The sequence below is a fragment of the Streptomyces verrucosisporus genome (genome assembly GCF_017114865.1).
GTDB classification, from domain to species: Bacteria; Actinomycetota; Actinomycetes; order Streptomycetales; family Streptomycetaceae; genus Streptomyces; species Streptomyces fenghuangensis.
Genome location: NZ_JADEYH010000009.1, coordinates 90,654 through 102,962 on the forward strand (window position 1 = coordinate 90,654; position 12,309 = coordinate 102,962).

A 12,309-nucleotide genomic window follows, 5' to 3' on the forward strand; every position below is an offset into this window, starting at 1 on the left:
TGGTGCTCGGCAGGGCACACAGGGTATTCCAGCGGGTGTCGTATTTCAGACGATTGGCCGAAGTGGGACAGAGCATCGGTGTCCGGCGCACCGGCGCGGCGCCCGGTCCTTCCGGCCGTACCGCCCGGCCCCGGGAGGAGGCGGGGGCCTCCGCGCCCCGCGTACGCCGCCGTGCCCGGCCGGCGGCGGAGGGGCGTGGACGTCCGGCCGCCGTCAACGGCCCGCAGGACCGCCCGGGGACACCCGCGCGGCACTCGTACGACGCCGGAGGGACGGCCGGTGTTCGCCGCGGGGAGCGGCGTTCCGCGCGCACCTGTCCGACACCCTCGTACGCCAGTACGCTGTGCCCCCGGGCCACGGACCGTCGCGGAGGGCGCGTGGATGGGGGAGCCGACTTTCGGGGTGCTGGGGCCGCTGAGGGTACGGGGGCGCGGTACCGAGGTCCGTCTCGGCGGTCCCAAGCCGAGGGCGGTCCTCGCCACGCTGCTGCTGCAGCCAGGCGCCTTCGTCTCGCTCGACATGCTGACCGAGGTCCTGTGGCCCGGCGGCGCCCCCCGCTCCGCCGTCGCCAACGTCCGCACCTATGTGCGCACACTGCGCCGCGCCCTGTCGGAGGCGGGGGTCGCCACCGGCGGGCTGAGCACCAGACCGTCGGGGTACGCGTTCGACGTCGCGCCCGGTGACACCGACCTGTCGCTCTTCGAGCAGCGGCTGGAGCGGGCCCGCGCGGAGCGCGACCACGGCGGGGACGAGGCGGCGCTGCGCCGCTACGAGTCGGCCCTCGGGCTCTGGCGCGGCAGCGTGCTGCAGGACGTGCCGTCCAGCGTGGTGTGGGATCCGGTGGTCGCCAGGGCCGAGGAGGCGCGGTCGGCCGCGGTCGGCGAGTGCCTCGAAGTGCGGCTGCGCATGGGGGAGTACGCGCCGCTGGTCGTGGAGCTGCGCTCACGTCTGGCCGGGGACCCGTTACGCGAGGACCTGTGGCAGATGCTGGTGCGGGCGCTGCACGGGTCGGGCCGCACCGCGCAGGCCCGTGCCGCCTACGCCGAGGCCGAGCGGATCCTGGCGGCCGAGCTCGGCGTCGAACCGGGCGCCTCCCTGCGCCGCACCGGGGAGGAGGTCAACGGCTACACCGGCCGGCGCCGGCCCGTGCCGGCCGAGCCGGTGTGCCAGCTGCCGATGGACGTGCCGGACTTCACCGGACGGTCCGAGGAGGTCGCCGCGCTGGAGCGGCTGCTGTCGGCGGCCGGCCGGCAGCCGGTCGTCGCCGTCCTGTCGGGCCCGCCGGGCTCGGGGAAGACGACCCTGGCGGTCCATGTGGCGCACCGGGTGCGCCGGGCCTTCCCCGACGGCCAGCTCTTCGTGGACCTGGGCGGGATGAGCGACCGCCCGCGCGAGCCGGCCGACGTCCTGGCCGAGATGCTGCGGGGGCTCGGCGTCATCGACAGCGCGGTCCCCGGCGAGCTGGGCGAACGGGCCGCGCTGCTGCGCTCGCGCATGGCGCAGCGCCGGTACCTCGTCGTCCTCGACGACGCGGCGGGCGGCGCGCAGGTGCGCCCCCTGCTTCCGGGGACCGGCGGATCGGCGGTGGTCGTCAGCTCGCGCCGCCGGACGCCGGGGCTGCCGGCGCACCACTTCCCCATCGGGGTGATGAGACGCGACGAGGCCCGCGCGCTCCTGGGCGCGATCGTGGGGGAGAACCGGCTGCGCAGGGAGGGCGCCGATACCGACCGGGTGCTCACCGGCTGCGGTTCGCTGCCGCTGGCCGTACGGATCGCCGGCTCCCGGCTGGCCAACAGGCCGGGCTGGAGCGTCGGCACGCTGGCCGATTTCCTGCACGACGAGCGCGGACGGCTGGACCAGCTCCAGACGGGCGAGATGGAGGTGCGGGCGAGCGCGGAGCTGAGCTACCGCCATCTGCCCGAGCGGGCGGCGGCGGCCTTCCGCGCCTTCGGGCACCTGAGCGGCGACGCGGTGCCCGGCTGGCTCGTCGCGGTGGCGATGGGCCGCCCGGACGGGGCCGCCGGGGAGCTGGAGGCGCTGGCCGACGAGCACCTGGTCGAGGTGGTGGGCACCGACCGGCTGGGGCTGCAGCGCTACCGGATGCACGACCTGCTGCGCTGCTACGCCGGGGAGCTGGCCGAGGAGGACGGCGCGGGCGTGCTCCGGCGGCTCCGGCTGCAGGTCGTCGACGAGCTGATCGCGCTCGCCCGCTGCGCGAACTCGGCGATGCCCACCCGCTTCCTCGGGGTGCTCGGGGAGCCGGTCCGGCCCACCGGGCCGGCCGCCGCGGTCGCGCACGCGGTACGAGCCCGGCCCGTCGAGTGGTTCGAGACCGAGCGCCGGCTGCTGGTCCGGTCGGTGGAGTCCGCGCTGCGGCTGGGCCGGGTCTCCCGGGCCGCCGACCTCGCCGTCGAGCTGGCGGGCTTCTTCGACATGCGCGGCTACTACGGCGACTGGCTGAGAACGCACCGGCTCGTGCTCGACGCGATGCCCGACCCGGCCGACATCCGGGCCGCGGCGCTGCTGCGCAACCTGGGCCAGCTCCACCTCTACCAGGACCGGTACGCGGAGGCGCTGGAGTCGTTCCGGACCTCGCGCGCCCTCTTCGCCCGGCTGGGGCATCCGCCGGGCGAGGCGGTCGCCGCGGTGGGGGCCGGCTCCGTGCACCGGGTGGTGGGCGATCTCGGCGCCGCTCTGAAGGCGTTCACCGACGCGCTGCGCGGGTTCGGCGGTGTGGGCGACCCGCACGGTGAGGCGGTCGCGCACAACGCGATCGCCTCGGTGTGGCTGGAGCGCCGGGAGCCGGACGCCGCGGCGCCCTGGCTCGACGGCGCCCTGGAGCTGTCCCGCGCCGTCGGCGACCGGCACCGGGAGGCGCAGGTGCGCCGCCGGATCGCGGTACTGCACGAGCTGCGCGGTGAACCGCAGGCCGCACGGGCGGAGTTGGAGCGGGCGCTGGGCATCTTCGACGAGCTGGCCGACACGCACTGCGCGGCCTATGTGCAGCAGAGCATCGGGGAGCTGTGCCTGCGGCAGGGCGACGCGGGCCAGGCGTCGGCGCTGCTGGTGGACGCGCTCGCCGTGCAGCGGCAGCTCGGCGACCGCCGGGCCGAGGCGCGCGTCGCGTGCCTGCTGGGTGAACTGCACCGGGCGACCGGCCGGGAGCAGACCGCCAGGCGCTACTTCCACCGTTCCCTTTCGACGTGGCGCCGGCTCCAGGTGTGCGATCAGGCCGAGCTCGTGGACGCCAAGCTGCGTTCGCCGTGCTGACGCGTTCGCCTTGCCGGTGCGTTCGCGGCCCTGACGGGTTCGCGGGGGCGTGTCGCCTCCGGCGCCGGAGGCGGCACGCCCCCGCGAGGGGCGGACGGCGGGTGCGGCGGGCCCGGCCGTCCGCCCCTCGCGGGGGCGTCACATCAGCACTTGTTGGTGCTCTTCTGGTAGCGCGTGGTGTAGTCGGGGTAGCCGACCCCCTGCACGACCGCGGTGACGACCGACCCGTTGTGGATCTGCTCGTAGTGCAGGTGGGGGGAGAGGCTGTACTTGGCGGACGACTTGCCGACCCGGCCGATCCGCTGGCCGGCCTTGACCTTGTCGCCCTTGCCGACCCCCCGGCTGTACAGATGGGCGTAGCGCGTCCGCCAGCCGTTCCCGTGGCCGATCACGATGGTGTGGCCGTAGCCGGTGGTGGTGGAGTAGTGGGAGGAGAGGACGGTGCCGCCGGCGCTGGCGAACACCCGGCGCTTGTAGTCGTCCGGGTTGCCGTTCGCGTCGTAGTGGTTCCAGTCGATCGAGCGGGCCGGGCTGTGCCCGTTCCAGTTGCTGCCGCGCCAGACCTGGCCGCACAGGAACGGCATCTTGAAGTTGGGCCGGGCCAGGGCCTGTACGGCGTCCGGTGAGCTCTCCTGCGGTGTCGCGACGGCGTTGGGGGCCGTGGCCGCGAGGGCGGCGACCGCGCTCGCGGCCGCGAGTATCCGGCGGGAACGTCTCTGCATGGGCTTCCCCTTGTGGTCGGTGACGGGGCGATTGAAGGGGGCGCCCATACAAAGCGGATACAACCGCCGGGCCTCCTCCGGCGGCCGGGCGGACCGGTGGGGCGGCACCGGCCCGGGGGCCAGGGCGTCGTGGCCGGAAGTGTGTTGACGGCATGTGACATGTACGTGTCTTTGTGCACGCACCCTTGTGTCTTTCCTATGGATCGGCGAATCTTTCGAGCGGCGAACCGTTCGGGCACCGCGCACCTCCCGGTGCTTGGTTTGTCATGTTCATGCGCAATCCCTCGGTAGCGCACCCCACAGGAGGAGGACCCCCACATGGCAGCGATGCGTCCCACCCGACGCAGACGTGCCCGTGCGGCCACGGTGACCGCCGCGGCCCTGGCCATCGGCTTCGTGCCCGCGGTGACCGCCGTGGCCGCTCCGCCGGCCGAAGGCGTGATCCAGAACGCCGGCGCCCCCGGAGCGATCGAGAACAGCTACATCGTGACCCTCGACGAGGACGCGGCCGACGCCGGCTCCTCGAAGGGCAAGTCGCTGGTGAAGAAGTACGGCGCCTCCATCAAGCGCACCTACCGCGAGGCGCTCAACGGCTACGCGGTCCAGCTGAGCGAGGCCGAGGCGAAGAGGCTCGCCGCCGACCCGGCCGTGGACGCGGTGGCGCAGGACCAGAAGGTCTCCATCGCCGGCACCCAGACCAACCCCCCGTCCTGGGGCCTGGACCGCATCGACCAGCGGTCCCTGCCGCTCGACAACAGCTACACCTACCCGGACTCCGCCGGCCAGGGCGTGAACGCCTACATCATCGACACCGGCGTGCGGATCAGCCACAGCGACTTCGGCGGCCGGGCCGTGAACGGCTACGACGCCGTGGACGGCGACAACGTCGCGCAGGACGGCAACGGCCACGGCACCCACGTCGCCGGCACCGTCGCGGGCACGTCCCACGGTGTCGCCAAGAAGGCGAAGATCGTGGCCGTGCGCGTGCTGGACAACAACGGCTCCGGCACCATCTCCGGCGTGGTCGCGGGCGTCGACTGGGTGACGCGGAACGCCGTCAAGCCCGCGGTGGCCAACATGAGCCTGGGCGGCGGCGCCAACTCCACCCTCGACACCGCCGTGCGCAACTCCATCGCCTCCGGTGTCACCTACGCGGTGGCCGCGGGCAACTCCAACACCGACGCGTCGAGTTCCTCGCCCGCCCGGGTCGCCGAGGCCATCACCGTCGGATCCACCACCAGCTCCGACGCGCGCTCGTCGTTCTCCAACTACGGCAGCATCCTGGACATCTTCGCGCCGGGCTCGTCCATCACCTCCACCTGGCACACCTCGGACAGCGCCACCAACACCATCTCGGGGACGTCGATGGCGGCGCCGCACGTCGCCGGTGCCGCCGCGCTGTACCTGGGGGACAACCCCGGCGCCACCCCGTCCCAGGTCGCGGCCGGGCTGGACTCCGCCGCCGTCACCGGCGTGATCTCCGGCCCCGGCAGCGGCTCCCCGAACAAGCTGCTGAACGTGGGCGAGGGCGACCCGGGCGACCCCGGTGACCCGGGCGACCGCTTCGAGAACACCACCGACTACCCGATCAGCGACAACTCCACCGTGGAGTCCCCGATCACCGTCTCGGGCGTCAGCGGCAACGCCCCCTCCGACCTGAAGGTCGAGGTCGACATCCGGCACACCTACAGCGGCGACCTCCGGGTCGACCTGGTCGCCCCCGACGGCAGTGCCTACCGCCTCAAGGACTACGGGACGGGCGGCAGCGCCGACAACGTGATCGGCACCTACACCGTCAACGCCTCCTCGGAGACCGCGAACGGGACCTGGAAGCTGCGGGTCAGCGACAACGCCTGGTGGGACACCGGCACGATCAACTCCTGGGCGCTGCAGTTCTGAGCCCCCGAAACCCCTGTTCCACGGACCGGCCTCCGGCCTGAACTCCGGGCCGATCCGCGGTCCGGTCCCCGGCGGCTCCGACCGCCCGTGCACAGCCCCGGCCCCCACGGCTCCGCCGTGGGGGCCGGTTTCGTGCTTGAAACCTGCCCTGAGCAGCACTTCATCACATCGGGTGAAACCCTGGCCGATTATTGCGGCGTACAACCTTCCGTTGCCAAGCTGTTGCACACCGTCAAGCTGTTGGGAGGACATGTGCCTTTCGGTGAACAGCCCGCGTATCTGCGTGTGGCCGGGGATCTCCGCCGGAAGATCGCCGACGGCACGCTTCCGCCGCGCACCCGGCTGCCGTCGCAGGCCCGCATCCGCGCGGAGTACGGCGTCTCGGACACCGTCGCACTGGAGGCCCGCAAGGTGCTGATGGCCGAGGGGCTGGTGGAGGGCCGCTCCGGGTCGGGGACGTACGTGCGCGAGCGGCCCGTGCCGCGCAGGGTGGTCCGCACCGGCTACCGGCCGGCAGGCGAGACCGGCCCGTTCCGCCAGGAGCAGGCCGACGAGCGGATCACGGGCACCTGGGAGTCGCACAGCGAGCAGGAGGAGGCGGGCCCGGGGATCGCCGAGCGGCTGCGGATCAAGGAGGGGGAGCGGGTGATGCGCACCCACTACCTGTTCCGGGTCGGCGGGGAGCCCTCGATGCTCTCCACCTCCTGGGAGCCGCTGGCCGTCACCGGGCGCACCCCCGTGATGCTGCCGGAGGAGGGGCCGCTCGGAGGACGGGGGGTGGTGGAGCGGATGGCGGCCATCGACATCGTCGTGGACAACGTGGTGGAGGAGGTCGGAGCCCGGCCCGGACTGGCCGAGGAGATGCTCGTGCTGGGCGGGGTGCCGGGGCACACCGTGCTGGTGATCGAACGGACGTACCGCGCCGGCGGACGCCCGGTGGAGACCGCGGACGTGATCGTGCCCGCGGACCGCCACCGCGCCGTGTACCACCTCCCGGTGCGCTGAATCACTCCCGCGCGCCCCCTGCGGATGCCGCGGTCACTCGCACACCTGGCCGAAACCATGTCGCATTGTGCCAACGCGAATGCGTTGAGTGAAGTCCGGGCGTAGGGTCGGGCATATGCAGACCGGTGGATCGTTGGGGGAAGTCGCGCGGCGCGGGGCGCCGGGCGGGAGGGGTGCGTGATGAGTGAGGGCAAGGCCGTGCTCCCCTGGATGGTCATACGGCAGGATCCGAACGGCAACCGCTACCGCGTCGGCCGCTACGCCACCCGGGCCGAGGCCCTGAGCATGGCCGAGCGGCTGGGCGGGGACCGGGCGGGCGGCGCCGGGGCGGAAGGGGCGGACGGAGGGGCGCAGGAGCGGCGCTACCTGGTCGAGCGCCTGCGCCGCGGAAGCGGTGATCACGCCTGACCCGTTGCACAATCGGGTATACGGACAAACAGTCCCAAAAGGCCCGGGTGCGCGCCCGGGCGAGAGCCCGAGCGTGGACGAGGACGGCGTGAACGACCCACCCAAGGCATTCCACGGCGCGGTCGAGGGCGTGACCACCTCGCTGCTCGACACCCTGCGCGTCGGTGTCGTCATGTTCGACACCGACGGCTGCATCGTGCTGTGGAGCCCCACGGTCGAGGAGATCCTCGGGTGGCCCGCCGAAGCCATGGTCGGCCACTACTACGGCGGCTACCTCACGGACGTCCCCGTCGAGGCGTCCTCGGGAGCCCCGGTCTCGCGCGACGGGATCTACCGGACGCTCCGGGAGAACAGGTACTGGCGCGGCAGCATGCGCGTCCGCCACCGCGACGGGCACGCCGTGGAGGTGGAGGCCCGCGCCTCCCTGCTCACGCCCCCCGACCGCGAACCATTCGTTCTGGCCAACATCGTCGAGACCTCCCGGCTGCGCGCCGTCGAACAGGACCTCGCGGCCCTCGACGCCCTCTTCGCCACATCCCCGCTCGGCATCGCCGTCTTCGACCCCGAGCGCCGCTACGTCCGCGCCAACGAGGCACTCGCCCGGCTCAACGGGAGGCCGGTCCACGAGATCCTCGGCAGGACCGTCCACGACGTCCTGCCGCAGGCCATGGCCGACACCCTCGCCCAGATCCAGTCCCTGGTGCTGGAGACCGGCCGCCCGGTGGTGGACACCGTCCTGGCCGCACCCGACGGGCACGGCTGGCGCTCGGTGTCCTACGGCAGACTCACCAGCCCCGACGGACGCGTCCTCGGCGTCAGCTCCACGGTGATGGACGTCACCGAGCGGCGCGACGCGATGGAGAAGATCGAGCGCGCCCGGCAGCGGCTGAAGCTCCTGGACGACGTCGGTGTGGCCCTCGGCGACCTGCTCGACGTCCCCAGGATCGCCAGGACGCTCGCCGGCGCCCTCGTCCCGCGCTTCGCCGACTACTCCAGCGTGATGCTCTACGCCGCCGTCGCCCACGGCGGCGAACTGCCCCGCGCCGTCCGGCCGTCCGGCGCCCCGCTGCTCCAGCTCGGCGCCGCGGCCAAGGCCCGCGGCCCGGTCGTGGAGCGGATGCTGAGGGTCGGCCAGGACATCGCCCTGGAGAGGGGGTCGATCTTCGAGAGCGTGCTCACCTCCGCCGCCCCCCATCTGGTGATGTCCCGCGAGGAGCTGGTCTCCGCCTCCTACCCGGGCGACCCCAGGGTCCAGGCCGCCCTCGACCTGGACATCCACTCCCTGATGGTCGTCCCGCTGCGTGCCCGGGGCACCGTCCTGGGGCTGCTGCTGCTCAACCGGGCCGGGGGCCGCGCCGCCTTCGACCGCGACGACCTCGCGCTCGCGATGGAACTGGCCGGGCGCGCCGGCATCAGCCTGGACAACGCCCGCCTCTACGCCCGCGAGCGCGAGAGCGCCCTGATGCTCCAGCGCAGCCTGATGCCCCAGCAGGTGCCCTCGCCGCCCGGCGTGCAGATCGCCTACCGCTACGTCCCCGGGGGCAGCCACACCGAGGCCGAGGCCGAGGCGGGCGGAGACTGGTTCGACGTGATCCCCCTGGCGGGCGGCCGGGTCGCCCTCGTCGTCGGCGACGTGATGGGCCACGGGCTGCGCGCCGCGGCCACCATGGGGCAGCTGCGCACGGCGGTGCGCACCCTGGCCGCCCTCGACCTGCCGCCCGACGAACTGCTGCGCCGCGTCAACGACCTGGCCGACGACCTGGCCCAGGGCCCCGACGAGCCCCTGATGGCCACCTGCGTCTACGCCGTCTACGACCCCTCCACCCGCCAGTGCACCCTGGCCACCGCGGGGCACGTGCCGCCGCTGCTGCTGACCGGCCGGGGCGACGGCTGGGAGATCACCCCCGTCGAGGCGCCCTCGGGCGCCCCGCTGGGCGTCGGAGGGGTGGAGTTCGAGTCCGTGGGCCTGGAGGTGGAGGACGGGGCGGTCCTCGTGCTCTACACCGACGGACTGATCGAGCACCGGGGCGAGGACATCACCGAGGGACTGGACCGCCTTGTGTCCCTGCTCCGCGGCCTGCCCCCCCAGCCGTTCCTGGAGGACGTCTGCGACCGGGTGCTCGGCGGCATGGGCCCGGGCGCCGGGCCGGCCGGTCCCGGAGGCCCGGCGGGATCGATGGGATCGGTGGACGACGTGGCGCTGCTGATGGCCCGGCTCGGCTGCCTCCCCGAGGACAGCGCCGCCTCCTGGACCTTCCCCGCCGAGACGTACGCCGTGCGCCGGGCCCGTGATGCCGTCCGCGGCGTCCTGCGGGGCTGGGGGCTGGAGGCGCTGACCGACGACACCGTGCTGCTCGTCAGTGAACTGGTCACCAACTCCATGCGCCACGCACACGGACCCATCGGCGTACGGATGGTGCGCGGCACCTCCCTGCTGGTGGAGGTCTCCGACCCGCTGCCCGCCCCGCCCCGCGAACGCAACGCCGCCGTGGACGACGAGGGCGGGCGCGGCATCCAGCTCGTCGCCCGCGGGGCGCGCCGCTGGGGGACCCGCCACGGCCCGATCGGCAAGACCGTCTGGTTCGAACTGAGCCTTCCATGACGGAAGGTGGGCTCGATCCCAGTTCCCGGCCCCGTGACAGCGGTCCCACCTGCGCCTTGACGCTGTGTCCAACACACCGGAAAAATTGCGCCACACCACATCGTGCGCCTTGCGACTCCGGCCGAGGTGCCGCCGCCGGACCCGGCCGGGAACGGCCACGCCGTCATGGCGCGTGGTTCGAGCGGACCCCGCCTGGTTAGGAGAGAGAGGACGGGAGCGGCCCGGGTTCCGCCGGAGGTGGCGGAAACCGGGCGGCGGACGGGCCCAGCGGGCTCCGGGCGGAGTGTGCCCGGGAAGATGCTGGACCGGAACAGGAAGGGGCGGCGTTGAGCGACATTCCGGCCGAGGCGGGAAAGCCCGACGACGTACGCCGGGCCCTGGCGCTGCTGAACGCCGCGGGGGCCCGGATAGGCAACTCCCTCGATCTGGACACCACCGCCCGCGAACTCCTCGACGTGGCCGTGCCCCAGTTCTGCGACCTGGCCTCCGTGGACCTGTACCCGGAGGTGTTCTCCGGGGAGGACCCCCGGGCGGCGGAAGGCCCGGACGGCACCCGTCCACTGCGGCGCGTGGCCTTCGCCAGTGCCGTCTCCGACGGCCCGATCACCCTCGGCCACCACACGGGCGGCGCCCCCGACCCGGACCACGTCGAACCGGGCAGCGTCCACCGCTACCCCACCGGCTCCCCGTACGCCGACGCGCTGCGCACCGCCCGCGTCCAGCGCGTCCCGGGCACCCTGGTGCAGTCAACCCTCGCCGTGCCGATGGTCGCGCGCGGCCGGGTACTCGGACTGGTGCAGTTCTCCCGGACCAAGGGCAGCGAGCCCTTCGGCGAGCGGGACGCCGCACTCGGCGCGGAGCTGGCCGCCCGCGCGGCCGTGTGCGTCGACAACGCGCGGCTGTACCGCAGGGAGCACGAGCGCGCGCTCATACTCCAGCGCAGTCTGCTGCCCCCGGACGACCCCGAGGCCGCCGGGCTCGACATCGCCTGCCGCTATCTGCCGGGCAGTACGGCCAGCGAGGTGGGCGGCGACTGGTTCGACGTCATCGAACTGCCCGGACACCGCACCGCCCTGGTGGTCGGCGACGTGATGGGCCGGGGCCTGCGCGCGGCCGTGGCCATGGGCGAGTTGCGCAGCGCGGTGCGCACCCTGGCCCTGCTGGACCTGGAACCCGCCGAGGTGCTGGGCGCGTTGGACGAGATCGCCCAGGGGCTGGGCGCCTCCCGCAACGGCCGCGGCGACCGCGAGGGCCGGTCCGGCCAGGACGCCGACCTCTCCGAGGTGTACCTGGCCACCTGCGTCTACGCCGTCTACGACCCCGTCACCCGCCGCTGCACCTTCGCCAACGCCGGGCATCTGCCGCCCGTGCTGGTCGAGCCGCGCGACGACGGCGGCGAGCAGTCCGCGCTGCTGCTGGAGGTCCCCAAGGGCGTGCCGCTGGGCGTGGGCGGCGAGCCGTTCGAGGAGTCCGAGGTCGAGCTGCCCGACGGTTCCCTGCTCGCCCTCTACACCGACGGACTGGTCGAGTCCCGCCACCAGTCCCTGGACGAGGGGCTCCATGCGCTGCGCGCCACCCTGTCGGGCCCCGACCGCCCGCTGGAGGATGTCTGCGACGAGGTGCTGGGCGCACTGGAGACCCACCACGGCGAGGACGACATCGCCCTGCTGCTGGCCCGGATCCAGGGGCTTCCGGCGGAGTCGGTGGGCGACTGGACGCTGCCGGCCGAGCCCCGTTCGGTCGCCCGCGCCCGCGATCTGACCCGCCGCCGGCTCGCCGCCTGGGGGCTGGAGGACCTCGCCGACACCACCGAACTGCTCGTCAGCGAGCTGGTCACCAACGCCCTGCGCCACGGCATGGGAGTCTCCTCCGCGCAGCCGGGGGCGGGCGCCCTTCCGGCGCAGCCGGGGGTGGGGGTCCCCCCGGCAGCGCCGGGGGGAGAGATACGGCTGCGCCTGCTGCTGGACCGCACCCTGGTCTGCGAGGTGTGGGATTCCGGGCTCGTCCAGCCGCGCCGCCGCCGCGCCCGCGACACCGACGAGGGCGGACGCGGTCTGCAACTGGTCGACCTGCTCTCCTCGGGCTGGGGCAGCCGCCGTACCCCGCGGGGGAAGACGGTCTGGTTCGAGCTCGCCCTCCCCCAGGAGGGTGAGCCCAAGCCGCCGGACTCGGCCGAGGCGCTGCTCAGCATGTTCTGAAGGGGCGGCCGGCGCCGTCTTCGACCCCGCCCCCGCCGTGCGCGCGGGCGGGAGTGCCGCACGTCACACCGCCCGCCGCACGGGAGTCGCGCCCGCGCCCCGGCGCGGGCGAAGCCCCCGGTCGGCGGGCGGTCACCCGGGTGTCACCGGGCGGACACGGGCGAGGTCTACGGTCGCAGCGGGCGCGGGCCGGGGGCCGCGGGGA

The 12,309-nt window shown here is 74.0% G+C and carries 7 protein-coding genes; 6 read left to right on the forward strand and 1 reads right to left on the reverse strand.

The features are described from left to right. The first annotated feature begins 381 nt into the window (after window positions 1-381). Window positions 382-3,270, forward strand: coding sequence for an AfsR/SARP family transcriptional regulator (locus IQ279_RS12735; RefSeq protein ID WP_206348544.1), 2,889 nt, complete (start codon window positions 382-384; stop codon window positions 3,268-3,270). 143 nt (window positions 3,271-3,413) lie between these two features. Here IQ279_RS12735 and IQ279_RS12740 read toward each other — a convergent pair whose 3' ends face one another. Next, window positions 3,414-3,992, reverse strand: coding sequence for a M23 family metallopeptidase (locus IQ279_RS12740; RefSeq protein ID WP_206348546.1), 579 nt, complete (start codon window positions 3,990-3,992; stop codon window positions 3,414-3,416). 318 nt (window positions 3,993-4,310) lie between these two features. On the opposite strand from IQ279_RS12740, the gene IQ279_RS12745 reads away from it, so the two are divergent. The 5 genes from IQ279_RS12745 to IQ279_RS12765 all read left to right on the forward strand — a co-directional run bounded on the left by IQ279_RS12745 (window position 4,311) and on the right by IQ279_RS12765 (window position 12,104). Continuing rightward, window positions 4,311-5,891 carry a S8 family peptidase gene (locus IQ279_RS12745; protein ID WP_206348548.1) on the forward strand — a complete coding sequence of 527 codons (1,581 nt, stop codon included), beginning with the start codon at window positions 4,311-4,313 and terminating at the stop codon, window positions 5,889-5,891. Window positions 5,892-6,143: 252 nt separating this feature from the next. Further along, window positions 6,144-6,896, forward strand: a complete 753-nt coding sequence (locus IQ279_RS12750) for a GntR family transcriptional regulator (RefSeq protein ID WP_206348550.1) — start codon at window positions 6,144-6,146, stop codon at window positions 6,894-6,896. 180 nt (window positions 6,897-7,076) lie between these two features. Beyond that, a complete protein-coding gene (locus IQ279_RS12755) occupies window positions 7,077-7,304 on the forward strand; it encodes an SPOR domain-containing protein (RefSeq protein ID WP_206348553.1) in 228 nt (75 codons plus the stop codon). 88 nt (window positions 7,305-7,392) lie between these two features. Then, the gene (locus IQ279_RS12760) at window positions 7,393-9,906 is read left to right on the forward strand and encodes a SpoIIE family protein phosphatase (protein ID WP_307792330.1); all 2,514 of its coding nucleotides are present in this window, start codon (window positions 7,393-7,395) and stop codon (window positions 9,904-9,906) included. A gap of 326 nt (window positions 9,907-10,232) precedes the next feature. Continuing rightward, a complete protein-coding gene (locus IQ279_RS12765) occupies window positions 10,233-12,104 on the forward strand; it encodes an ATP-binding SpoIIE family protein phosphatase (RefSeq protein ID WP_206348555.1) in 1,872 nt (623 codons plus the stop codon). Window positions 12,105-12,309 lie beyond the last annotated feature (205 nt).